We start from the raw sequence: 25,116 nt of genomic DNA on the forward strand, positions 1-25,116 counted from the left end.
AATGTGAGCATATGAATCTAAAAAATCATTTTATTATAGCCATGCCAACTGTTAATGACTCAATTTTTAGTCGTTCAGTAGTATATATTTGTGAACATAATCGTGATGGCGCAATGGGGATTATTATTAATAAACCCATTGTAGATCTTAACATAGAAACAGTATTATCCCGTTTAGAGATAACCGCATCAAAAAGCTGTGCTGAACTTGAACACCTTGTGTTTTGTGGCGGCCCGCTTGCTGAAGAGCAAGGATTTATTCTCCATACACCTCATCAAGGGTTTGCTTCAAGTATACAAATCTCTGATGATATCATGGTTACCACATCTCTCGATGCATTAAAGTCTATTGGTACACCAGAACAACCAAGAGATCTTTTCTTAGCATTAGGTTATTCAAGTTGGCAATCATTACAACTTGAAAGTGAAGTAGCAAAAAATGATTGGTTAGTTACCGATGTTGATCCTGCAATTATCTTCGAGGTAGCTATTGAAGATCGTTGGCAGAAAGCGGCTGAATCATTGGGCATTAATATTAAAACAATTTCACATCAAATGGGCACCGCTTAAGTTATGGCTACCATCATTGCATTTGATTTTGGTACAGCGAGCATCGGCGCAGCTATCGGTCAAGATATAACTAAGACCGCAAATTCACTTTGTTCATTCAAAGCTCGAGATGGCATTCCTAATTGGCAGTCAATAGAGAAAGTACTCAATGAATGGCAACCTGATTATTTAGTGGTAGGATTACCACTAAATATGGATGGTACAGAACAACCATTAACCGCAAGAGCACGCAAATTTGCTAACCGTTTGCATGGCATGTTTGGCTATCAAGTTCATTTACAAGATGAACGTTTATCAACCGTTGAGGCAAAATCACATATTTTTGCTTCACGTGGTTACCGAGCCCTTGAAAAAGGTCATGTCGATGCAACTTCGGCAATTATTATTTTAGAAAGTTGGTTCGAAAATTGTGAATCTAGATAATCAAAAGATTATTTTAACAATAATTAGTCGCCAATAAATTTCATCCTTGCTAAAATAACAAGCAATTTTTTCTATTGAAAGGACTGCTCCCCGTGTCAAATAATAAATCTCTTAGCTATAAAGATGCTGGTGTTGATATCGATGCTGGCAATGAATTGGTTGATCGTATTAAATCTGTCGTTAAAGAGACCAAACGTCCTGAAGTTATGGGTGGACTTGGTGGTTTTGGTGCATTATGTGCAATTCCACAAAAATATAAACAACCTATTTTAGTTTCAGGTACTGATGGTGTTGGCACAAAATTGCGCCTTGCAATGGATTTAAATCGTCATGAATCAATTGGTATTGATTTGGTTGCTATGTGCGTTAATGATTTGATTGTTCAAGGAGCTGAGCCTTTATTTTTCCTCGACTATTATGCTACTGGCAAATTAAATGTTGATGTTGCAGCGACAGTTGTTACGGGTATTGCGGAAGGCTGTAAACAATCCGGATGTGCATTAGTTGGTGGTGAAACCGCAGAAATGCCAGGTATGTATCATGGTGATGATTATGACTTAGCAGGTTTTTGTGTTGGTGTAGTTGAAAAATCAGAAATGATTGATGGTAGTAAAGTACAAGATGGTGATGCTTTAATTGCCCTTGCATCAAGCGGTGCACATTCAAATGGTTATTCACTAGTACGTAAAATTATTGAAGTTAGTGGTGTTAATCCAGCAACAGAACAATTAGACGGAAAACCATTAGCAGATCACTTACTTGCGCCAACTAAGATTTATGTAAAATCAGTGCTTGATTTGATTTCGAAAATCGATGTTCATGCTATTGCACACATTACTGGCGGTGGTTTTTGGGAAAACATTCCACGAGTTTTACCTGATAATACTCAAGCTGTTATTGATGAATCTAGTTGGCAATGGCCGGCCATCTTTAATTGGTTACAACAAGCAGGTAATGTAAGCCGTCATGAAATGTACCGTACTTTCAATTGTGGCGTAGGTTTAATCATCGCTTTACCAAAACAGTTAGCCGAGCAAGCCATTAATTTACTTAACCAGCATGGTGAAAAAGCTTGGTTACTTGGCGAAATAAAACACTCTTCATCAACTGAACGAGTTGTTATCCAGTAATATATACGATATCAATTTTTGTCTAGTAATAGTAACTAATCAGTCAATATTACTGGACAAAAATTATCGATATAAAAATCATCAAAATAATTCCTTTTAGTATCAATCTGCAATATCTGCCTTATGTTTTAATATACTAATCCCCTGCCTTTTTTATTTTTACTAAAAACGTATAGTTAGGCAAAAATTTAACTCAAAAATAACTAAAAGCTATCTTAGTTTCTGGTACAATATGCAAAATTATTATAACTAAGTAATGTCATAATACTCTAAGATACAAGGTTTTTTAATGATCATATCAGATGCTAACAGTGCGGTGTCATCTGTCGCATATCGTGCAAACGAAGTCATTGCTATTTATCCAATAACTCCAAGTTCATCTATGGCTGAACAAGCTAGCTCGTGGGCGGAGTTTAACAAACCCAATGTTTTTGGTGATACACCTAAAGTTGTTGAAATGCAATCGGAAGCGGGAGCAATATCAACGGTGCACGGTGCATTAATGACTGGAGCATTAGCAACATCATTTACTTCATCGCAAGGTCTGTTATTAATGATTCCTTCGCTATATAAAATAGCTGGGGAATTAACACCATTTGTATTACATGTTGCCGCCCGTACTGTTGCAACTCATGCCTTATCTATTTTTGGCGATCATTCTGATGTTATGTCAGTTAGGCAAACTGGTTTTGCCATGCTGTGTTCTAGCTCGGTACAAGAAGCCCAAGATTTAGCCTTAATCGCACAAATAGCGACACTCAATAGTAGAGTACCATTTATTCACTTTTTTGATGGTTTTAGAACTTCACACGAAGTAAATAAAATTTATCCAATCAGTGATGAACAGATTCGTAATTTGCTTCCCAATCAAGCTATTGATGCTTTTCGTCGCCGTGCCTTAACACCAGATAATCCAGTTATTCGTGGTACATCAGCTAATCCTGATACCTACTTCCAATGCCGTGAAGCAGTTAATCCATATTATGAGAATACTTTTAATCATGTTGTTGATGCTATGCAAGCCTTTGCAAAAGAGACCGGTAGAAAGTATCAACCTTTCGAATATTATGGCGCAAAAGATGCTGAGCGTATCATTGTCATTATGGGATCAGGCGTCAGCACCACGAAGGAAGTTGTCGATCATCTGCTTAAAAATGACGAAAAAGTTGGTGTCGTTATCGTAAGATTATTCCGACCATTTTCAGCGACTCATCTCCTTGACGTTATTCCGCAAACTGTGAAAAAAATCGCAGTGCTAGATCGTACCAAAGAGCCCGGCGCACAAGCTGAACCTCTTTACCTAGATGTAATGACAGCCTTTGCTGAAAGTTTTTCACGTGGCGAACGTGACCATTTACCACAAATTATTGGTGGTCGTTATGGTTTATCATCCAAAGAGTTCGATCCTCGCTGTGTGTTAGCCATTTTTAATGAACTAACAACAGAGAAACCTAAACCTCGCTTTACAGTAGGTATTTATGACGATATAACCGGCTTGTCACTACCATTACCAGAAAAATCCATTCCACAAAAATCAGCACTTGAAGCTCTATTTTATGGTTTAGGCAGTGATGGTACAGTTTCAGCGACCAAAAATAATATCAAAATCATTGGTGATAGTTCACCATTTTATGTACAAGGTTATTTCGTTTACGATTCGAAAAAAGCAGGTGGTTTAACCACTTCTCACCTTCGAGTTAACCTTGAACCAATAGATTCACCATATTTGATAACCAGTGCCCATTTTATCGGTTGTCATCAAGATCAGTTTATCGACAAATATCAAATAGTTGAAAGATTAAAAGATGATGGTATTTTCTTGCTGAATACACCTTATAGTAAGGATGAAGTTTGGCATAGATTACCTAAAGAAGTGCAAATTCAACTAATTAAGAAAAGAGCACATTTTTATATTATTAATGCAGCTAAAATTGCTCGAGAATGTAATTTAGGGGCAAGAATTAATACCGTAATGCAAGCCGCATTCTTTCATTTATCAGAAATATTTAAAAATGATTTTAGCATTTCACAACTAAAAGAAGTTATTGCCAAAAGTTACAGCAGTAAAGGACAAGATATTGTTGAAAATAACTGGAAAGCACTTGATTTAGCCATTGCATCTCTTGAGCAAATTCCATTAAGTTGCGTGGATGAAAGTAGTCCATTACGTCCGCCAGTTGTGCCAAGCAATGCCCCTGATTTTGTTAAAATGGTCACTGCAACTATGTTAGCTGGCTTAGGTGATAGTTTACCTGTTTCAGCTTTTCCACCCGATGGAACATGGCCTGTTGGCACCACCAAATGGGAAAAACGTAATATTGCTGAAGAAATACCAATCTGGCAACCTGAACTTTGTACTCAATGTAACCATTGTGTGGTTGCTTGTCCGCATGCAGCCATTCGAGCAAAAGTTGTTGAACCAGATGATATGCTCAATGCACCTGAGTCATTAAGCTCACTTGAAGTAAAAGCTCGAGATATGAAAGGTCAACGTTATGTTTTACAAGTTGCGCCTGAAGATTGTACCGGATGTAATTTATGTGTTGAAGTTTGTCCTTCACGTGACCGTAATAACTTTGATATCAAAGCCATTAACATGCGTTCACGAATTGACAATCTCGAAACTCAACGTGCTAACTATGAGTATTTCACCGACCTTCCTGATCGGGAAATCAAAACGCTAGAACGAATTGATGTACGTACATCACAACTATTAACACCGTTATTTGAATATTCTGGTGCTTGTGCTGGTTGTGGTGAAACACCATACATTAAACTACTAACCCAATTATATGGTGATCATCTCGCTATTGCTAATGCAACTGGTTGCTCGTCAATTTATGGTGGTAATTTACCATCATCCCCATATACAACCGATCGCAATGGCCGTGGACCGGCTTGGGCAAATTCATTATTTGAAGATAATGCCGAATTTGCACTTGGTTATCGTATTACTTATGATCAGCATAAAAAACGAGCATTACGTTTGCTTGAACATGTTGCCGGTGAAGTTTCACCAGAGATAGTGATTAATTTACAATCACCAGATTTATCTATTGATGAAAAACGAACTCAAGTTAACTTATTACGTCAACAATTAGCGCATTTAACTTCAGCTGCAGCTAAAGAGTTAATGCAAGATGCTAATTATTTGATTGATAAATCAGTATGGGCTATTGGTGGTGATGGTTGGGCTTATGATATTGGCTTTGGTGGACTCGATCATGTAATGAGTTTAACCGAAAACGTTAACATCTTAGTGCTTGATACCCAATGCTACTCTAATACTGGCGGACAGCAATCGAAAGCAACACCAATGGGTGCAGTTTCCAAATTTGCTGATTTAGGTAAACATAAAGCTCGTAAAGATCTTGGGGTCAGTGTAATGATGTATGGTCACGTTTATGTCGCCCAAGTTGCTTTAGGATCGCAATTGAACCAAACACTTAAAGCATTGCAAGAAGCTGAAGCTTATAATGGCCCTTCTCTGGTTATTGCTTATAGCCCTTGTGAAGAACATGGTTACGATTTATCTAAATCTCATGAACAGATGAAAGATTTAGTTAAATCAGGTTTCTGGCCATTATATCGTTATGATCCGCGTCGTATGCAAGAAGGAAAACCAGGTTTAGTGTTAGACTCTAAAGCACCAAACAGTGAATCATTAACGGAAGTTTTACTTAAAGAACAACGTTTCCGTCGTTTAGAAACACTCGAACCAGTTATTGCCAATACTTTACATGCGCAATCAACTAAAATGGTAAATTCTAAATATAAATTCTTGCAAATGCTGGCAACCTATTCTGATATTGAAACGCCAGCAGATAGTTAATCACAAAATAACTATCAGGCAAAAATAGCCTTAGTTATGCGGTATTAAGATCATTGTTAGTATATTCATTAATATTAGCAATGATCTTAAATATTGACATAATGGGGGCAAACCCGAACTAAATTTCAATCTAGCTACCAATTGGTGTCGAATATCGCTAGGAACACCTGGAAAAATGTTATATGTTGCCAATGTGTTGTATGGTTTAAGGGAAAATTCACTGATATAAAATTGAAACAACCGAGGAAGGAACGCTAAAGACTCACTGTATAGATCATATCAGTGAGTCTAAAATTTTACTTAACTTTGGTATCGATAACCCGACGAGTCATCCAATAATGTTTTTTCCAATAATCTTCTTTTAAATTAGAGAAAATAACACCTTTTGATGTTGAAGCGTGTAGGAATTTACCATCTGCATAGTAGATACCAACATGCAAACCGCTACGACTACGACCGGTTTTAAAGAATACTAAATCACCCGCTTTAGGAGTAGTAACTTTATAGCCTAGTTTAGCTTGTTCTACAGTACTTCTTGGCAAAGTTTTTGATAATCTATTTTTGTAGAAATTCATAACTAAACCAGAACAATCACTACCAGCTAAGGTTGTACCACCATAACGATATGGCGTTTTTTTCCATTTTTTATAATGTTGATCGATTTTTGCCAAAATAACTGGATCTGATTTATTTACCGCTACTTGACCTTGACTACTACTACAACCAAACAATACAAACAGAGAAAAAATAATCGAGATTACTAAACATCGTTTTTTAACACTACCGCAATTGTTGCGCAACTTGGTTAATAACCGACTGCCTTTTTTTATCATTTCTTTTTGTTCCTTTATTTAAAGTCGACCAATGCGAATAACGTCTTGCTACCTTTAGACTTTTAGGTAACACACCTTTTTGCCACTCATTTTTATCTAGCTTAGATAATCTAATCGGGCTGGTGTTCGCATGGCTGCGATAATTTAAACTCTCTTTAAGTTGAACTAATCGTAAAGAAAGAAAACAAATAATCACATCATCAACGCTTAATTTACTATATCCAGAAAGCTGATAACGCATTCTAGAACCGTAATGCTTTGCAGTTTGCATCAAACTACCCACGGCTGCACCAATTAACGCAGCTGAACCAAAGGATAATCCACCAGTAGCTAAATCAATACTTGCTCCGATAGTTGCACCAGATACAAATCCTTTAGTCAAATGTATACCCATCAATTTCAACGCATCTAAATTAAACAAATCCGCGTTATATCTACCTTTAATTAAAGGTAGATTTTCTTCACTCTCTTGAGTTGAATCAAATTGATAGAGTTGCAATAAATCATTTATTACTTTTTGTTCACGTAACCTAACTTTATTTTGCATATCAGTTACAGCTTGCTTATCATCTGATTTTGCCATTTTATAAAAAGCAGTCACATCAACCAATGCTTCGGCAATAAGCTTATTTGCTGTATGATTACGTGATTCACGAATCCTCGTAATATTATCTAACCAATTATCCAATATTTTTTTAGCTGATTCAATTAGTAAAGCTAAACTTTTGTATAATTTTTCTTCACCATCTATGGGTGGAAACACAGCGTCGAACCCAATGATAGCATGGATACCTATTATTGAAAGCAATCTTTTCCATTCCTTTTCATTTTGTTCTTTGCTTGAAGTAAAATTAAGGACAGCAAGAATAGGTTTATCACTATTTGCTAAAATGGCCAATTCATCATGATATTTAGGTAGCACAGGCTCTCGGACATCAATGACATAGATAGCTGCATCACAATTTAACACTTGTCTGATGACTTTTGCTTCTTGATTAAAAAGGTTTTCAGCCTCCGGACTTTGTAAAAAAGTCGTTAATTTATCGATACCATCTAGCTTAGTATTAGCTGGTAGAATTTGTGTTATATAATCATAAAGCGCCAAACTATCTTCAAAACCCGGAGTATCATAAAAAGTAATGTCGGTATTATTAGCCAAAGACAATTTAATTGATTCAACGTGTCTTGTGGTGCCCGGTTTATCTGAAACATCACCAAAATGACTATTGTGCGACAATGCTCGCAAAAGCGAAGTTTTGCCAAAATTGGCATGGCCAACTATTGCTAATTTCAATGAAGTAATCATATTAATTATCCTGCTCTAACCAATTAGGTTCGGCTAATGGTAAAGATAACGATTGCCAATTATGAAATTGCTTACCGTGATTAATAAACCATATCCGAGTTTGCTGGGATTTATTAATTAGCTGTTGAATAAAGTTTAATAATCCACGATCAGGGGCGCGATCCGTATCGATGGCGATTAATAATTTTTTCGCTGGTTTTAATTGTAAATAGTCCAATATAGCAACCCGTTGTTCACGGGTATTGAGAAAGCCATAGAACGGAACTGTAGTTGTAGGTTTCCAACTTTCAACGATATCCACTGCCACTAAATAGATACCATGCCCTTCTTCAATTTGCGAAATCGGCAATTGCCATCTGCTTTCACCTAATTTATCTTCATCTTCTACATTAGTAACTAATGGCTGTAATTGTTGCGCAAGTATTTGATAATCAGGATCATCTAAATTTAACTTAATTTTTCGACTGGTTACCATCCAGGTGACACCACAAAAAATCATCAGAAGTAAACGAACAGTTAAGCCATAAAAAATAAAAACGCCAAGTAACCATATCGCCCATGAAGAACGAATATCACCAGAACTTAATGCATGTTCACTCAGTTTAATCACATCATCTTTTGGAATAGAAAATCCAAACCAAGATGGCAAATAACCTAGACAATGAGTTAATTCAATAATTGAATCGGCACTTAATAAAGTTGTTTTCCATTCAAAACTATAATGTTGGGTAGAAAAAAGCACTAACAAAACAATTAAAGCGCTAGTTAAAATAACTGTCCAAAACAAATTAAGTACAAAACCTAGCAACCAACGAATTCGGTAGCCAAATAATGAAACAAAAGCAGGAACAAGTTGTTGCACAGTCTTTTTTTGGTAGAGTTTTTCCGCTATCCATAACCAACCGTGAATTAATAAACTACCACCAAAGCGAGAAAAAAATAAAAATGAGCAAAGCCAGATAATTAGCGTAATAAAATGAACACCCAATAAACTAAATAATGCCAAATATAAATTGATTGGATTTTGACTTAACGCGCCAAATGTCAACGAGCTACCGATAAAAAGTGATAAAAACAATAATAACAAAAATGACAGCTTAATTGAGCGCAACATTACTTTTTGTGCCAAATATAAACCATTTTGTTTAGATAATAAGGTGGCTCGCGTAACAATACGATTAACCAAAGAGGTTGGCATAGCTTTAACTTGCCGATTAATATCTTGATCAGCAAAGCGTCCAGATTGTGACTCAATTAAATGAATAGTTTCAGTAAGCCATAAAGATTTTAGCTGTTCACGCATTTTTATTTAATTTTCACATTTAGGTTAGTCATAAAAGAAACGCGACATAAGTCGCGTTTAAGATAGATTGAGTCGTTTACTGGGTGATTTCACCAATTTTACTTAAAAGAGTTTGAATCCGTTGCTGCCAAATTTGTTGATCTTGTTTTAGTTTTTCATTTTCATCGCGTAATGCTTTCATTTCATCAGAACTATCATTAATTAATTGCTCAAGTTCTTGATTACCTTGCTTTAATCTAGCAATCTCTTGTTGCAATGTATTAATGGTGTTAACAGTATGTTGAATTCTAGTTTCTAATTGATTCAATATTTCTAATGACATATTTTTCCTCAAGCTCAATTTATTTGGTGTATAATAAGTAGTATTATAACTAATTCATTCTGAAATCAACACCTTTTTAAATTTTAAGTTGGAGAAAAATATGCGAAAACCTCTCGTTATGGGTAACTGGAAACTCAATGGTAGTATCAGTATGGCAAAAGACTTGGTCGCAGGATTAAGAAATGAGCTATCAACAGACGCTAACTGTGGCATTGCAATTGCACCGCCTAGCGTTTATTTAGATTTTGTAGCACATCAATTAGGTGGCTCAAACATTCTTTTAGGTGCTCAAGATGTCGGTATTCATCTTTCTGGTGCTTATACTGGTGAAGTATCAGCAACTATGTTAAAAGAAATCGGCGTAACTCACGTCATTATTGGACATTCTGAACGTCGTACTTATCACAAAGAATCTGATGAATTTATTGCCCAAAAATTTGGTGTATTAAAAGAAGCAGGTCTAGTACCAGTACTTTGTATTGGTGAAACTGAAGCTGAAAACGAAGCTGGCCAAACTCAAGCAGTATGTGCTCGTCAAATTGATGCTGTTATTAATGCATTAGGTGTACAAGCATTTAATGGCGCAGTAATTGCTTATGAACCTGTTTGGGCAATCGGTACAGGTAAATCTGCAACTCCAGCTCAAGCACAAGCTGTTCACAAATTTATCCGTGATCATATCGCAAAACAAGATGCAGCTGTAGCTAAACAAGTAATTATTCAATATGGTGGTTCAGTTAATGATAAAAATGCAGCTGAACTATTTACCCAACCAGATATTGATGGTGCTTTAGTTGGTGGAGCTTCATTAAAAGTCGATGCTTTTGCAGCAATCGTTAAAGCGGCAGAACAAGCTAAGAAATAAAACGTAAGACGCCTATTTTAGGCGTCTTTTTCTACTCAGTAGTACAATTGTAACTTATTTTTTACCCTTCTTTTCATATCTAGATGGCCAAATTTGCTCAACAGGCACTTGTAAATATTCAGAGATAATACGTTCATATTTAGGACAATGTCGATATAGTGCATTACGTAAAGTATCAGCCTGTAAACCACTTGAACGAGAAAGCGCTCTTAAATTTCCGCCTCGGATTTTAATCTCACCTACAACTCTTGATGGTGTCCAGTCTTGATCTTGTTCTCTCATTATGAGATCCTCTATTGGTTAAATTTTTTGCTATTGTAAAGATTATCGGTATTACGCGACTAAAGCGATAACAAGTTACCTGCAAAGAATAGCATATAAAAAAACGAATTAAAATAATAAAAACAAAAAAATATCTAGAAATGGAATGAAAAACAATGGAAAACAAAGTAAAAAAACAGTCAGAACAGGAAAAAACACGAACATTGACCAGTACAGGAGTTATAAATTTTAAAAATCGATTAACTATTGTTTTAGAAGGTCTTTCTGGTAACGCTTTTGCGAAAAAAGTAGGAATGTCAGAAGCAGTAATACGAGATTATTTATGTGGTAAAACCTATCCATCGCTAAATAGATTGGCAACCATAGCGCAGAAATGTGATATACCAATCGAGTGGCTTGCAACAGGAAAAGGCGAATGTCGTTTACTTCCAGAAAGCCAAGGTAAAGGTTCTATTGATATTCCATTTCATCATCTCAATGAAACAAATAGTGCATTTTCAGTTTTAGAAACAATCCCATTTGATATCACCTTAATCAAACATCACAGTTGTGAAGTTGATAATCTAATCGCTGTTTGGGCTAAGGGTGACAGTATGGAACCAACCATATCAAATCATGATATTCTTATTATCAATAAAGCTAACGCTAAACCTATTGATGGTTTTCTTTATGCGGTACAGTATGATGATCATATAAGTATCAAGCGTATTCAAAATCAAGGTGCTAACTTAGTTTTAATTTCAGATAACCCTAAATATCCAGCTATTGTGGTTGACAAAAAAGAACAACACGATTTTAAAATAATCGGCCATGTGGTCTATTTACTGAAAGATCTTAATTAAGATCACCATAATAATGCTATCTTTAAATTTAACTCCATTGATATTATCAATGGAGTTTGGAACTATAATTAATTTTTTTCTGCGAATAGATATCAGCAGACAACTACTAATAAAAATTTGTTAGTCAAACCCTTATCCCTCTTTCGCATAGCCTTACACTTTTCATCATAATTATGCTAAAATCGTTATAAAATTTTTGCCCATTGATTTAGTTATTATGCCAAATATAAACACTCGAAAAAAAGTCGTTGTCGGCATGTCTGGCGGCGTAGATTCTTCTGTTTCTGCTTATTTATTACAACAACAAGGTTACGATGTTGTTGGTTTATTTATGAAAAATTGGGAAGAAGATGACACAGAAGAATATTGTTCAGCAGCGATCGATTTAGCTGATGCGCAAGCAGTATGTGACAAATTAAACATCAAATTACACACAATCAATTTTGCTGCCGAATACTGGGATAACGTATTCGAACATTTTTTATCCGAATATAAGGCAGGTCGAACACCTAATCCTGATATTTTATGCAATAAAGAGATCAAATTTAAAGCTTTTCTTGAATATGCAGCCGAAGATCTTGGTGCTGATTATATCGCTACTGGCCATTATGTTCGCAAGCGAGAAAATGGAAGCAAAGTCGAATTACTGCGCGGTATAGATAACAATAAAGACCAAAGTTATTTTTTATATACGCTGAGTGAAGATCAAATCAGACAAAGCTTATTTCCTGTTGGTGAACTAGAAAAACCACAAGTACGAAAAATCGCCGAAAAACTAGGCCTAGCAACCGCAGCTAAAAAAGACTCAACCGGGATCTGTTTTATTGGTGAACGAAAATTTAGTGACTTTTTAGCTCGTTACTTACCGGCACAATCAGGCGTGATTCGGACTGTAGATGGTGAAGTTATCGGCCAACATCAAGGGCTAATGTATCACACATTAGGACAACGTAAAGGACTTGGCATAGGTGGTCTAAAACAAGCCGATGATACGCCATGGTATGTTGTTGACAAAGACATAAAAAATAATGAATTAATTGTTGCCCAAGGTCATGATCATCCAGCTTTGTTTTCAGATGGATTAATTGCTCAACAACTACACTGGGTTGATCGTAAAGTTGTGACCAAACCTTTTCAATGCACAGTAAAAACGCGTTACCGTCAACAAGATATTGTTTGTAGTGTCACACCATTAGAACAAGATAAAATTCAAGTAATATTTGAACAACCTGTTGCAGCAGTAACACCTGGACAATCAGCGGTATTCTATCAAGATGAAGTCTGCCTTGGTGGCGGTATTATTGAGGAACGAATTGTAAGCAGTAAGGAGCATTAAAGTGAATAGTAAATATCATCATATTGCAATAGCCCTTGCCGGCGTAACACAAAGTGCGTCACTTATTCCCCAACTTGCTAATACAGGGGTTTGTAACAATACGCTTTATCAAATAGCAATTAAAAGTATATTCAATACATCGCCAAAAACCACTGATGATGTTTATGATGGTATTATCAATATTAAAACAGGCCTAGAAACTCTTATCTCACTACTATCATCAAATCAAAAGCAACAAGTTGAAAACATCCGTTATTTGTTTGGTGCATTAAGTGTCACCAGCAAACTTTTAAAAAATAACGATGCATTAGGTAAAATAGATCAACGTTTGCAACGGATATCTGGACTTTATTCAGATATGAATCAAGAGACAATCAGTAATCATGTTGATGATCTCTCTTATTCATTAGCGGGAATCTATTCGGATATCATCAGTCCCTTATCAACCAAAATCAAAGTAGTAGGTAAAGCGGAGTATTTACAAAATTCATTGGTGCAAGCCAAAGTTAGAGCTTCACTACTAGGTTGTGTTCGTTCTGCCATTTTATGGTATCAAGTTGGTGGAAGTCGTTGGCAAATTTTGCTGGGTCGTAAACGAATATGTAATGCAGCACAAGAATTATTAAAAGATATTAATCAACAAAGTTATTAAATTTAAAAAATAGCAACGGAGTAAAACCGATGGAATTATCTGCTCTTACCGCCCTATCACCAATTGATGGTCGTTATGGTGACAAAACAACAGAATTACGCACCATTTTTAGTGAATATGGTTTATTAAAATATCGTGTGCAAGTTGAAGTTCGATGGCTACAAAAACTCGCTAATCAAGCAGATATTCTTGAGGTACCAACACTAAGTGAGCAAGCTAACAAGCACCTGAATGAAATTGTTGACAACTTTAATGAACAAGATGCAATACGTATCAAAACAATCGAAAAAACAACAAATCACGATGTTAAAGCTGTTGAGTATTTCTTAAAAGAAAAAGTTAACACTAACGAAGAACTGCAAGCTATTAATGAATTTATCCACTTTGCCTGCACATCAGAAGATATCAACAATTTATCTTATGCATTAATGTTAAAAACAGCCAGAGACACAGTTCTTATCCCTTACTGGAACAAATTAATTGCAACCATCACTACGCAAGCTAAGACTTATCGTGACTTACCATTATTATCAAGAACACATGGACAACCAGCTACACCTTCCACCATCGGTAAAGAGTTTGCCAATGTTGTTTATCGACTAAAGAGACAACTCAAACAATTAGAGTCAATTGAAATTCTTGGTAAAATTAATGGCGCTACAGGTAATTATAATGCGCATATGGTTGCTTACCCACAAATCAATTGGCATAAATTTAGTGAGGAATTTGTAACTTCATTAGGATTACAATGGAACCCATATACCACCCAGATTGAACCACATGATTATATTGCAGAATATTTTGATTGCATTGCCCGTTTTAATACCATTATGATCGACTTTGATCGTGATGTTTGGGGGTATATCGCTCTAAATCATTTTAAACAGAAAACCGTTGCTGGTGAAATTGGCTCTTCAACTATGCCACATAAAGTAAACCCAATTGATTTCGAAAATTCAGAAGGCAATTTAGGGCTTGCTAATGCAATCATGAGTCATCTTGGTAGTAAATTACCTATTTCTCGTTGGCAACGAGATTTAACCGACTCAACCGTATTACGTAATCTTGGTGTAGGTATTGGTTATGCGATTATTGCTTATCAATCTACACTTAAAGGTCTAAATAAACTTGAAGTCAATCGAGAGTATCTACTTGATGAACTTAACCGCAATTGGGAAGTATTAGCAGAACCCATTCAAACCGTGATGCGTCGTTATGGTATCGAAAAACCATACGAAAAATTAAAAGAATTAACGCGAGGTAAACGTGTCGATGCACAAGGAATGCAACAATTTATCGATTCGTTAGCGTTACCTGAACATGAAAAAGCTCGTTTAAAACAGCTAACCCCAGCAAATTACATTGGTTTTGCCATTAATTTTGTTGATGAACTATAAATGACATAATAAGTGTTGCAGCCTAAAGCTCAAATATAATGAGTTTTAGGCGAACCAATTTATGTTGAATGAAATATAACAACAAAAATATTTAAAGTTCGGAAGATAGGGAGCATCATTGAAAATCCGCATCGCAACAAGAAAAAGTCCCTTAGCCCTTTGGCAAGCTAACTTTGTTAAACAACAATTAATGACAATCCACCAAAATTTAACCGTTGAACTAATCCCAATGGTAACTAAGGGTGATGTACTATTGGATAGTCCGCTATCGAAAATCGGCGGTAAAGGATTATTTGTCAAACAATTAGAACAAGCCATAATAGATAATGAAGCTGATATTGCCGTTCATTCTATTAAGGACATTCCAGCTCAATTTCCTACAGGATTAACGCTTGCCACAATCTGTCAACGTGATGATGTTCGTGATGCATTCATATCAAATCAATATCAATGTTTAGATGATTTACCTGATGGAGCTATCATTGGCACCTCAAGTTTAAGACGTCAATGTCAATTACGGGCTAAATATCCACATTTAATCATCAAAGATTTACGTGGTAATGTTGGTACCCGTTTAGCCAAATTGGATAACCAAGAATATGATGGCATTATTCTAGCTGCTGTCGGTTTAAAACGACTAGGGTTACAAGAGCGAATCAAACAATACATTGATACTGACTTAATTTTACCTGCGGTAGGCCAAGGTGCCATTGGTATCGAAACTCGAATTAATGATGAAACAATTTTGCAATTACTTGCGCCACTTGATGATAAACATAGCCGAATATGTATACAAGCTGAAAGAGCAATGAATCAGGCATTACAAGGCGGTTGCCAAGTGCCTATTGCCTGTCAAAGTCTTTTAACTAACAATTTATTAACCTTAACTGGTTTAGTTGGCAGTCTAGATGGTTCAACAATTATTAAAGTTAGCGTAACAGGAGCAGCTACAGAAGCCGAGAGCTTAGGCGAAAAATTGGCAGCAAAATTATTAGCTAAAGGCGCTGATAAAATATTAGCGGAACTAAATAACTAATGATTTATATTACTCGCCCTTCCCCCGAAGGGGATAATTTAACCCTATTATTAAATCAAGCCAATATACCAGCAAAACATCTACCTTTTTTTAATATCTTAGCTGGTCAAGATCTGGGGTATTTACAGCAACAATTGGATAACCTCAATCGAGGTGATATGGTTATTATTGTTTCACCACAAGTCACTTATATGATTGAACAACATCTACCTAATCTCAGGTTACCTAATCACCTTCGCTATTTTGCCATTGGCAAAAAATCTGCCGAACTATTTAGTCAACAAAATAGCGTTCATGTTGATTACCCTAATGAAGAAAATAGTGCCGGATTATTATCATTATTAAATCAACAAGCAATAAGTGGTCATAATGCGTTAATTCTTTGTGGGGATAAAGGCGGTCAACAATTATCTCAGCAGCTAAAGTTACAAACAGTTAATGTGAAAACAATTGCATGTTATACTCGTCAAACTATTACTTATAAACCAAACATATTAGCCGAAAATATTACCCAACAAATCATATTAATTACGAGTGTTGATCACCTATTACAACTGGATATTTACTGCCAAAATAAACATAAAAGTGATGCACAACTAATCGTAACCAGTGAGAGAATTTTTGCAAAAGCTAAACAGTTAAATTGGCAAAAAGTTTTAAAAATTGTTAGTGCAAATAATCAATTTTTATTTAAAACAATGATAACTCTATGTCATAATGCCAAAAATATTTAAAAAATCTAAATGGGGTTAATTTATGTCAACAAAATATTATGGTGCCAATGCAACACTATCCAACATCAGCACCACTTCATTTAGTCAACCGCCAATACCTAATGCAAACAAAGAAGCGAAAACGACGATGAACGTAGATAAAAAAGAACCAATCAAAAAAACTTCTAGTCCAAAAATCGAACAACCAACCAATTCATCGGTTACCAATTCATCGGTTAATAGTAGTAAATCCCACGCACCTGTATCAAAACTGTCAATACTTGCCATAGCATTAACAGTTTGCTTAAGTGGATTTGTTTATTTCCAAGGATATAAACAAATTGAAAATCAAAAGCGAAAAATTTCCACCTTACAAACAGAAGTTGCAAACTTAAAGCAAAATACTAAAGCTAGCATAATTAATGATTTGCAAACTAATATTAATGATGCCGTCAATCAACAAAACCAACAGTTTACATCTCTATCACAGCGTGTTGATCGCCAATTAAATGAAAACCAAAAAATTCAACAACAATTAACCATACAAATTAATGATGCAACAAAGTTAAACGAACAAAATTTGAATACGATTAATGAACGTTTATCTGCCCTATCCACCCTTGATAATAATGTTTGGTTAATCTCACAGGCTAACTATTTAGTCCACCTTGCGGGTAGAAAAATTTGGAATGACCAAGATTATACCAGTGCCCGTTTATTATTGAAAAGTGCTGATGAAAGTTTGGCCAAAACCAATGATCCAAGTCTATTAACCGCAAGACAAGCCATTAGCAAAGATATTAATGCCTTATCACAAATCAGTTTTATTGATGAAGATGGGATTATTATTAAACTATTAGGTTTATCTGAATCATTAACCGACTTACCTTTAGTCGGTAATTATAAAGAAGCTGCACAGGCAGTTAACCAAAATGAAATTAAAACCGCAAATGAGGTTTCAACAAATAATAAACCGTCATCAAACTTAGCTGAAGATCAAGTTAGCTCATCAATAGATGATTGGTCAGACAATTTACTCGCTAATGCGGAAAAATTTATGGACAAATTTATCAAAATTGAAAAACTAGACGCAAAAGATAACCATTTTGCCACTTGTCTCGATAAGGCAGGTAATGATGAAAAGCAAATTGTCAGATGCCAAATTTTAAAAACACCTTTAAGTTTAGAACAGACTCTGTATCTTCGTGAAAATATTCGTTTCCGGTTATTAATTGCGGCGCAGGCAGTACCAAGACATCAAGAACTCATATATCAACGTGCTTTACATGATGCTTCGACTTGGATTAATGCTTATTTCGATGGTAATGCATCAGCGGTTAAATTGTTCTTAAATGATCTTGATAGTTTACAAAAACAATCGATTAGTAATCAAAACATCCCCGATAAACTCGACAGCATTATTGAACTTGAAAAATTAATGCAAACTCGAGTCAAATCAGCATTAGGCAAATAGGAGAATAATAATGTTAAAAATACTCATTATTTTCTTAGTATTAGTCGGTGGATTTTTTCTTGGCCCTATTCTTGAAGGCAATCAAGGTTCAGCGATATTTGAAGTTGCTAAATATAGAATAAGTATGTCTTTTAACTCATTTGTCATACTACAATTGTTGGGATTGCTTGTCCTGTATTTAGTTTATGAAATAGGTAAAAAAGTCTTTAACTCAAAAACTGCTTTTGGTGAATGGTTAAGATTAAAATCACCGAAGAAATCAATTAAACGGGTTGAACAAGCGCAATTTTACCTTTTACAAGGTGATTATCAACAAGCTGCAAAACTATTTATGAAAAGTGCCAAAGGTGCAAAAAGCTCTACTTTATCTTATTTACTTGCAGCTCAAGCACAAATTGATGCAGACCAATTAATCGCCGCCAATCAATCTTTAGCCGAAGCGGCAAAATGTTGCCAACCAAAAGAGTTATTTGCTTTTCAACTGGTACAAATTCGTCTACAACTCAAAAATCATGAATATAGTGCAGCTAAAATCACAATTGAAAAATTATTAAACGAAAAACCGCGTAATGTTGAAATATTGAGATTAGCCGATCAACTCTATTATGAAACGGAAGATTATCAATCAGTTATTGATTTATTACCAATCATGTATAAAACTAAAGCTTATCCAGACTCTCAACTTGATCAGTTTAGACAAGCAGCCTATATTGGCCGTATCAAACAATTATCAACCAACAGTGATCCACTTGCTTTGATAAAATGGTGGAAACAACAACCAAAAGTTATTGTTAATAACCTAGCCAACCAAAAAGCAATGGCCAACTATTTAAATCAATTAGGCCAAACAGCCGAAGCGGAAAAGTTGAATAAAAGTATTCTAAAATTACAACAAAAAGAAAGAACCTAAAAAATATTAAATAGTAAACAGGGCAATTGCCCTGTTTTTGTTTGAATAGATAATCTGTTTAGATAATAAAATAGCGAATTAATGCCATACTACTCATTCCAGCAATAACCACCCACATTAAGTTGCGAGTCAAAACAGCAACACCAATAGTTGGCAGCGCAGCTAAGCAATATTCAAAATTAAGACTAGGAAATTCGCCTTGTTTAACTATAAAAAGATTCTCGACAAACAGTGCGGTTAAGATACAAATAGGTACATAGGATAAAAAACGAATTACCACTTCAGGCAATTGCAATTTTCTGACTAATAAGAAAGGGATAACCCGAGGTAACCAAGTCACCAAACCACTACCCAAAATGATTAATATACTATAAATACTCATGCTTTACGCTCCACAATAATCCCCATAAAGCAACCGGCAAAAGTACTAAGTAATATCGCCATTTCGGATGAGACAAAACGTAATAAAAAAATCAATATTACACTGACTGTCAAAATTACAATAACACGATTTAAAAGTGTTTTAGATTTATCAGCTGTTAGCTGTAAATAAAGTAAACCAATAAACATCGCCACTAAAGCATAATCTAATCCAAATTGTGCTGGATTGGGCAACCATTCACCAATCAATGCCCCAACTAAACATGATAGAATCCAAGCAGCATAAGCGGTTATATTTAGGCCATGCATCCAGGCTGGATTTACGGGTTGTTTATTAGCAATAGCATTCATGGCTACCGCAAAACTTTCATCAGTTAATAAACTACCAATACCAATATTATTCAATAATGAGAAACGACGAAATGCCGGTGCAGTCGCCATACTCATCAAAAAATGCCGCGAATTAACTAAAAACACCGTGAAAATAACCGCAGATATTGGCGTTGCTACCATCATTAAACCGGTGATGATAAATTGTGATGCGCCCGCATAAATAATAATTGCCATGAGAGTCACTTCTAATACCGATAAGTTAGACGCTTTACCCACAACACCAGCGGCAATACCTATTCCAATATAACCCAATAAAGTTGGAATACACGCTTGTACACCATCTTTAAATGTTAAAGACATTTTCCTTTCCTTAATGACATAAACTGCTATCTAATATATTTAATAATTGTAATAATGTTGATTCAATTTCACTGCCGTATTATTCGTTATATGATTGATCGCTAATAATAAAATCTATATGTAACAATAAGCCACATACAGTAAGCAAATTTTGCTATAATAGCGCCTATCGACTCTTTGTGACAATAAAAATCACTCATTATCTTATTAAAAAACGGTAATATTATTTATGTATACGGGTACTTTATTCATTATCTCAGCACCAAGTGGTGCTGGTAAATCAAGTCTTATTCGTGCCTATTTAGCACAAAAAAACCACCATCCAGCAAAAGTTTCAATTTCTCATACGACAAGAAAACCAAGACCTGGTGAACAACAAGGTGAACATTACTATTTTGTTGATAATCAAGAATTTGAATCATTAATTAAGCAGAACGCTTTCGTGGAATATGCCCATGTATTCGATCACTATTATGGAACATCTAAAGCCGAAATTGAGCAATCTCTATTGCAAGGTATTAATGTTTTTTTAGATATTGACTGGCAAGGTGCCGAACAAGTTAGACAACAAATGCCTGAATCAAAAAGTATTTTTATCTTACCGCCATCACTCAAAGAACTTGAAAATCGACTCATCAAACGTGGTCAAGATGATGCTCAGGTGATCAGCAAAAGAATGCATAAAGCTCAATCTGAAATTTCACATTTCAACGAATATGATTATGTAATTATCAACGATGATTTTGATGAATCATTAACTGCATTAAATGCCATTATGACTAGTGCTAGTCTTGAACAAAGCAAACAAGCCATAGCCCATCACCAACTATTAACCGATCTATTGACGGCGAAATATTAACTAAATTTTAATAACCAATATCGCCGATCACTCGGCGATAGTAAAATTTAAATAACTGAATTAATTGCCTAATGCTTTAGTCGCTTGGCTATTTTGAATTAACTCTATTTTATAACCATCGGGATCTTCAACAAAAGCAATAATCGTTTTACCACCTTTAACTGGACCTGCTTCACGGGTAACTCGACCACCAGCTTGACGAACATCCTCACACATTTTAGCAACATCATCAACACCAATAGCAATATGACCAAAAGCAGTACCATGATCATATTTTTCAGTTCCCCAATTATAAGTTAATTCAATTACTGAATTGGTTGATTCATCACCATAACCGACAAAAGCCAGTGAATATTGATATTCCGGGTTTTCACTAGTTCTAAGCAATGTCATTCCCATAACTCGAGTATAGAAATCAATTGATCGTTTTAAATCCCCGACTCGGATCATTGTATGTAATATACGCATTACTATATAGTTCCTTATTTCTATTAAAACATTTAGTTTGAGTTTAGCGATTTGTGATTAGACAGGCAAATTTTTATGTCGACAAAATAATCAATTAGCTGATAAGGATAAAATAGCAAATAAGATAATTAAAATAGAAAAAAGCTTTCACTGATAACAAGTATAAGTGAAAGCAAATTCAGATAAAACTAACAAGATTTGAATGATAGATTTGAAATAGATCAGATATTATTTACCACTATATCTTGGTGCGGCATTGATACGTTGACCATTAGTAATTAATTTAACATTTTGACCAGCATAAAACTGTTTAACATCACCTTTTTGTACGATAACAAAGTTAGAACCATTTTCTGGTTTAATTTCTAACTCAACTGCATCAGCTTGACTAGATTTGTTTTCAATCGCATCGCCTAAAATCGCACCACCAATAGCACCTGTTGCTGCGGCTAAGATTTGACCAGTACCATTACCTATTGTATTACCTAAAACGCCACCAATTACCGCGCCACCTAAAGGACCAGCAACATTTCCACCGTCTTTACCATTTGAATTTGCTTGAATCTTAACTGCCCTTACCGATACAACTGTACCATAACTTACTTGCTGAACTTGTTTTGCTTGGTCTGCTGTATAAACATCGCCAGAATAGATATCACTATTACTACATCCAGATAAAATTGCTGCTAGAATAGTTAATGTGACGATTTTTTTCATAATTTATTCCTCATATAATTTGAGTATATTTTTATACCTTGTTTAGAATAATATTCTTTTTGAAAAACAACAATATCATTTTCATTATTTTATCATTAGATAATACAATTTTTGGCTAACTTGAGTTATACTCAGCTCAATTGTTAATCTACCATACAATAAGTACATGAAACGGTTATTTTTTCCTTTACTATTATCAGTTATGATAACGGCCTGTCATGATGAAAATCAGCAAACGACGATAAAAAATGAAACCGTCACACATCAATCTAAACCAGATTGTTTACAAGACAGACCAACTAAAAGTTTAAATTTTGACACCATTCCAGTTAATGGTTGTCCAGTACAATAATTTAATAGGCAAAGTAACAGAATGAAAACTATCGAAATCGACGAAGAACTTTATCAATTTATTGCAGGTCAAACTAAACATATTGGTGAAGATGCATCAAGTATTTTGCGACGTTTATTAAACTTTAACCAACCTGAAATGACTAAAGCTGATCCTATATTAGCCAAAGAAAATCATTACCCAATTTTTAATGATCTCCTTACTAGCGATACATTCACGAATGAAAAATCGATCATAAGCCGTTTTTTATTACTACTTGGCGCGCTATATAACTACAACCCAGCACTATTTTCAATTGCAGCAACGTCACTACATGGCAGTAAACGGCAATACCTAGCTAAAGACAAACAATCCTTAGAAACTTCAGGAAAAAACACTAAACCAAGAGAAATTGTTGGTACCCCATATTGGGTAATTAGTAATACGAATACAGCGCGAAAACTATATATTATTGAATCGATTATGAGTGACATGGGTATTTCAGAAAGCATGATTAATCAAGTTATCCATGCCTTTTTACCGTAGACTATATAACAATTCACTAACATAATGATTATAAAAGTGAATATTAAAATAAAGTTATGAAAGAGGAGTAAAAAATGGCTAAGTCAAGCCGTGCGGGATTATTAGCTCAACCATCTGACCTAATTAATATCCAAACATTACAAAATAACTATTATCAAATTCAACCAGATGTTGATAATGCTAGCCAATTAGTTATTTTTGGTACATCAGGTCATCGTGGCAGCTCAAATAAAGCCACCTTCAACGAAGCACACATATTAGCAATTGCCCAAGCGGTAGCCGAGTATCGCAAAACAAACAATATCACTGGACCATGTTTTATTGGTCAAGATACTCATGCTTTATCTGAACTTGCATTAAAATCAGTGCTTGAAGTCTTTGTAGCTAATGAACAAACCGTGGTTATAGCACAAAATTGGGGGTACACGCCGACACCAGTAATATCGCATGCGATATTGACTTATAATCAGGATAAACAATCTCAATTAGCTGATGGTATTGTAATTACCCCTTCACATAATCCACCTGAAGATGGCGGTATAAAATACAATCCAACTAATGGTGGTCCTGCCGATACTGATATTACCAAACAAATCGAAAACCGTGCTAATGAACTGCTAAGAAACAACCTTAATGGTGTTAAACGTGTCAGCTTAGAAAAAGCGCTAAAATCAGACTTTGTACATACTAAAGAATATGAAACTGATTATGTCAACGATCTTGAAAATATTTTAGATCTATCATTAATCAAGTCATCATCGCTAAAAATTGGTGTTGATCCCCTTGGCGGTGCATGTATTACCTATTGGCCTCGTATTGCTGAAAAGTACGGCATAAACCTTGAAATCGTCAATAATAAAATTGATCCAACATTTAGCTTTATGCATCTTGATCATGATCAAGTGATCCGTATGGACTGTTCAAGTCGCTGGGCGATGGCTGGTTTATTAAACCTTAAAGATAAATTTGATTTAGCTTTTGGTAACGATACTGATGCTGACCGTCACGGCATTGTTACACCGAAAGGATTAATGAACCCAAATGCTTACCTTTCAACTTGCGTAAACTATTTATTTCAAAATCGTCCACAGTGGCATCAAAATATCGCTATTGGTAAAACGCTAGTCACTAGCTCAATGATCGACCGTGTAGCTAATAGCTTAAACAAAAAATATCTTGAATATCCTGTCGGTTTTAAATGGTATGCAGATGGCCTTTATCACGGTAAACTAGGTTTTGCTGGTGAAGAAAGCGCTGGCGGATCATTCTTAAGAACTAATGGCAAAGTTTGGGCAACGGATAAAGATGGTATCATCTTATGCCTATTAGCGGCTGAAATGACAGCAAAAACTGGCAAAAACCCACAAGAGCAATACCAAGCGCTTGAAGCTAAATTTGGTGTTTCTTATTATGGTCGAATTCAAGCGCCTGCATCATTTACTGAAAAACAAAAATTAGCCAAACTCGATGCCAGCCAATTAACTACAAATAAACTAGCCGGTGAAGAAATTACCCAATGCCTAACTACTGCACCAGCGAATAACGCACCAATCGGTGGTTTAAAAGTTATCACGCAAAACGGTTGGTTTGCCGCTCGTCCGTCTGGTACTGAAGATGCCTATAAAATTTATGCGGAAAGCTTTATAAGTAATGAGCATTTAGCAACCTTACAACAAGAAGCTCAGCAAATAGTGGCTAAAGCGATAAAATAAAAAAGTAGATTAAACAATTAATCTATTCAATATAAAACCAGATGAATAATGCTCTAAATCATAGCACAATCATCTGGTTTTTCTTTCCCAAAAACCCCGTTCCTCAACTTTTTTTGGTTACTAGCTGATGTTATAACTAGCGTTAGCGATTTATTGGCGGGATTTTAGGCTTTAAAAACCCCGT

At 35.2% G+C, this 25,116-nt stretch carries 26 protein-coding genes; 17 read left to right on the forward strand and 9 right to left on the reverse strand.

The annotated features are described in order from the left end of the window. Positions 1-11 precede the first annotated feature (11 nt). The 4 genes from B6C84_RS02620 to nifJ all read left to right on the forward strand — a co-directional run bounded on the left by B6C84_RS02620 (position 12) and on the right by nifJ (position 5,954). Positions 12-569, forward strand: a complete 558-nt coding sequence (locus B6C84_RS02620; protein ID WP_034902232.1) for a YqgE/AlgH family protein — start codon at positions 12-14, stop codon at positions 567-569. A 3-nt stretch (positions 570-572) separates the two neighbouring features. Next, the gene (gene ruvX, locus B6C84_RS02625; protein WP_034902234.1) at positions 573-992 is read left to right on the forward strand and encodes a Holliday junction resolvase RuvX; all 420 of its coding nucleotides are present in this window, start codon (positions 573-575) and stop codon (positions 990-992) included. Between the two features lie 92 nt (positions 993-1,084). After that, complete coding sequence (gene purM, locus B6C84_RS02630; RefSeq protein ID WP_086354266.1) at positions 1,085-2,122, forward strand: phosphoribosylformylglycinamidine cyclo-ligase; 1,038 nt, start codon at positions 1,085-1,087, stop codon at positions 2,120-2,122. A gap of 289 nt (positions 2,123-2,411) precedes the next feature. Beyond that, positions 2,412-5,954, forward strand: a complete 3,543-nt coding sequence (gene nifJ / locus B6C84_RS02635) for a pyruvate:ferredoxin (flavodoxin) oxidoreductase (RefSeq protein WP_086354267.1) — start codon at positions 2,412-2,414, stop codon at positions 5,952-5,954. 296 nt (positions 5,955-6,250) lie between these two features. On the opposite strand, the gene B6C84_RS02640 is transcribed toward nifJ, so the two are convergent. The 4 genes from B6C84_RS02640 to zapB all read right to left on the reverse strand — a co-directional run bounded on the left by B6C84_RS02640 (position 6,251) and on the right by zapB (position 9,718). Further along, the gene (locus tag B6C84_RS02640) at positions 6,251-6,787 is read right to left on the reverse strand and encodes a C40 family peptidase (protein WP_081298901.1); all 537 of its coding nucleotides are present in this window, start codon (positions 6,785-6,787) and stop codon (positions 6,251-6,253) included. Next, the gene (locus B6C84_RS02645; RefSeq protein ID WP_065651011.1) at positions 6,735-8,093 is read right to left on the reverse strand and encodes a DUF3482 domain-containing protein; all 1,359 of its coding nucleotides are present in this window, start codon (positions 8,091-8,093) and stop codon (positions 6,735-6,737) included. Before B6C84_RS02645 ends, B6C84_RS02640 begins: the two co-directional genes overlap by 53 nt. Before the next feature lies 1 nt (position 8,094). Beyond that, on the reverse strand, positions 8,095-9,396 hold the full coding sequence (locus B6C84_RS02650) for a DUF2868 domain-containing protein (RefSeq protein WP_086354268.1): 1,302 nt from the start codon (positions 9,394-9,396) through the stop codon (positions 8,095-8,097). Positions 9,397-9,472: 76 nt separating this feature from the next. Then, the gene (gene zapB, locus B6C84_RS02655) at positions 9,473-9,718 is read right to left on the reverse strand and encodes a cell division protein ZapB (RefSeq protein WP_034902244.1); all 246 of its coding nucleotides are present in this window, start codon (positions 9,716-9,718) and stop codon (positions 9,473-9,475) included. A gap of 100 nt (positions 9,719-9,818) precedes the next feature. Between zapB and tpiA the strand changes: the two genes are divergently transcribed. After that, positions 9,819-10,583: a triose-phosphate isomerase gene (tpiA, locus tag B6C84_RS02660; protein WP_034902247.1), complete on the forward strand. Its 765-nt coding sequence runs from the start codon at positions 9,819-9,821 to the stop codon at positions 10,581-10,583. A gap of 54 nt (positions 10,584-10,637) precedes the next feature. Here tpiA and B6C84_RS02665 read toward each other — a convergent pair whose 3' ends face one another. Beyond that, a complete protein-coding gene (locus B6C84_RS02665; RefSeq protein WP_065578965.1) occupies positions 10,638-10,865 on the reverse strand; it encodes a helix-turn-helix domain-containing protein in 228 nt (75 codons plus the stop codon). A 155-nt stretch (positions 10,866-11,020) separates the two neighbouring features. Between B6C84_RS02665 and B6C84_RS02670 the strand changes: the two genes are divergently transcribed. The 8 genes from B6C84_RS02670 to B6C84_RS02705 all read left to right on the forward strand — a co-directional run bounded on the left by B6C84_RS02670 (position 11,021) and on the right by B6C84_RS02705 (position 19,225). Beyond that, positions 11,021-11,707 (forward strand): LexA family transcriptional regulator, encoded by a 687-nt coding sequence (locus B6C84_RS02670; protein ID WP_086354269.1) that lies wholly within the window; start codon positions 11,021-11,023, stop codon positions 11,705-11,707. Between the two features lie 217 nt (positions 11,708-11,924). Beyond that, entirely contained in the window at positions 11,925-13,043 is a 1,119-nt protein-coding gene (gene mnmA, locus B6C84_RS02675) for a tRNA 2-thiouridine(34) synthase MnmA (RefSeq protein ID WP_086354270.1), read from the forward strand. Between the two features lies 1 nt (position 13,044). After that, the gene (hflD, locus tag B6C84_RS02680) at positions 13,045-13,695 is read left to right on the forward strand and encodes a high frequency lysogenization protein HflD (protein WP_065578968.1); all 651 of its coding nucleotides are present in this window, start codon (positions 13,045-13,047) and stop codon (positions 13,693-13,695) included. A gap of 29 nt (positions 13,696-13,724) precedes the next feature. Then, the gene (gene purB, locus B6C84_RS02685) at positions 13,725-15,092 is read left to right on the forward strand and encodes an adenylosuccinate lyase (RefSeq protein WP_086354272.1); all 1,368 of its coding nucleotides are present in this window, start codon (positions 13,725-13,727) and stop codon (positions 15,090-15,092) included. A gap of 118 nt (positions 15,093-15,210) precedes the next feature. Next, a complete protein-coding gene (gene hemC / locus B6C84_RS02690) occupies positions 15,211-16,128 on the forward strand; it encodes a hydroxymethylbilane synthase (RefSeq protein WP_086354273.1) in 918 nt (305 codons plus the stop codon). Beyond that, positions 16,128-16,862 (forward strand): uroporphyrinogen-III synthase, encoded by a 735-nt coding sequence (locus B6C84_RS02695; RefSeq protein ID WP_086354274.1) that lies wholly within the window; start codon positions 16,128-16,130, stop codon positions 16,860-16,862. The genes hemC and B6C84_RS02695 overlap by 1 nt, the downstream gene beginning before the upstream one ends. Positions 16,863-16,884: 22 nt before the next feature. Next, entirely contained in the window at positions 16,885-18,315 is a 1,431-nt protein-coding gene (locus B6C84_RS02700; RefSeq protein WP_086354275.1) for a uroporphyrinogen-III C-methyltransferase, read from the forward strand. A gap of 10 nt (positions 18,316-18,325) precedes the next feature. Beyond that, on the forward strand, positions 18,326-19,225 hold the full coding sequence (locus B6C84_RS02705; RefSeq protein ID WP_086354276.1) for a heme biosynthesis HemY N-terminal domain-containing protein: 900 nt from the start codon (positions 18,326-18,328) through the stop codon (positions 19,223-19,225). A 58-nt stretch (positions 19,226-19,283) separates the two neighbouring features. Here the strand turns inward: B6C84_RS02705 and B6C84_RS02710 are convergent, their stop codons facing one another. Both B6C84_RS02710 and B6C84_RS02715 read right to left on the reverse strand, forming a co-directional pair. Next, positions 19,284-19,607: an AzlD domain-containing protein gene (locus B6C84_RS02710; protein ID WP_086354277.1), complete on the reverse strand. Its 324-nt coding sequence runs from the start codon at positions 19,605-19,607 to the stop codon at positions 19,284-19,286. Next, a complete protein-coding gene (locus tag B6C84_RS02715) occupies positions 19,604-20,299 on the reverse strand; it encodes an AzlC family ABC transporter permease (RefSeq protein ID WP_086354278.1) in 696 nt (231 codons plus the stop codon). Before B6C84_RS02715 ends, B6C84_RS02710 begins: the two co-directional genes overlap by 4 nt. 229 nt (positions 20,300-20,528) lie before the next feature. Between B6C84_RS02715 and gmk the strand changes: the two genes are divergently transcribed. Then, positions 20,529-21,158 (forward strand): guanylate kinase, encoded by a 630-nt coding sequence (gmk, locus tag B6C84_RS02720; protein ID WP_086354279.1) that lies wholly within the window; start codon positions 20,529-20,531, stop codon positions 21,156-21,158. Positions 21,159-21,218: 60 nt separating this feature from the next. Here gmk and gloA read toward each other — a convergent pair whose 3' ends face one another. Then, on the reverse strand, positions 21,219-21,626 hold the full coding sequence (gene gloA, locus B6C84_RS02725) for a lactoylglutathione lyase (RefSeq protein WP_086354280.1): 408 nt from the start codon (positions 21,624-21,626) through the stop codon (positions 21,219-21,221). A 228-nt stretch (positions 21,627-21,854) separates the two neighbouring features. Beyond that, positions 21,855-22,343 (reverse strand): outer membrane lipoprotein, encoded by a 489-nt coding sequence (locus tag B6C84_RS02730; protein ID WP_207463560.1) that lies wholly within the window; start codon positions 22,341-22,343, stop codon positions 21,855-21,857. Positions 22,344-22,509: 166 nt separating this feature from the next. On the opposite strand from B6C84_RS02730, the gene B6C84_RS02735 reads away from it, so the two are divergent. From B6C84_RS02735 to pgm, 3 genes are all read left to right on the forward strand, one after another. Continuing rightward, positions 22,510-22,695 carry a hypothetical protein gene (locus B6C84_RS02735; protein WP_034903340.1) on the forward strand — a complete coding sequence of 62 codons (186 nt, stop codon included), beginning with the start codon at positions 22,510-22,512 and terminating at the stop codon, positions 22,693-22,695. 21 nt (positions 22,696-22,716) lie between these two features. Continuing rightward, positions 22,717-23,220, forward strand: coding sequence for a hypothetical protein (locus tag B6C84_RS02740; protein WP_034903337.1), 504 nt, complete (start codon positions 22,717-22,719; stop codon positions 23,218-23,220). 74 nt (positions 23,221-23,294) lie between these two features. Next, positions 23,295-24,932 carry a phosphoglucomutase (alpha-D-glucose-1,6-bisphosphate-dependent) gene (gene pgm / locus B6C84_RS02745; RefSeq protein WP_034903334.1) on the forward strand — a complete coding sequence of 546 codons (1,638 nt, stop codon included), beginning with the start codon at positions 23,295-23,297 and terminating at the stop codon, positions 24,930-24,932. The last annotated feature ends 184 nt before the right edge of the window (positions 24,933-25,116 follow it).

Origin of the sequence: Gilliamella apis (assembly GCF_002142155.1) — a bacterium.
Classification (GTDB): domain Bacteria; phylum Pseudomonadota; class Gammaproteobacteria; order Enterobacterales; family Orbaceae; genus Gilliamella; species Gilliamella apis.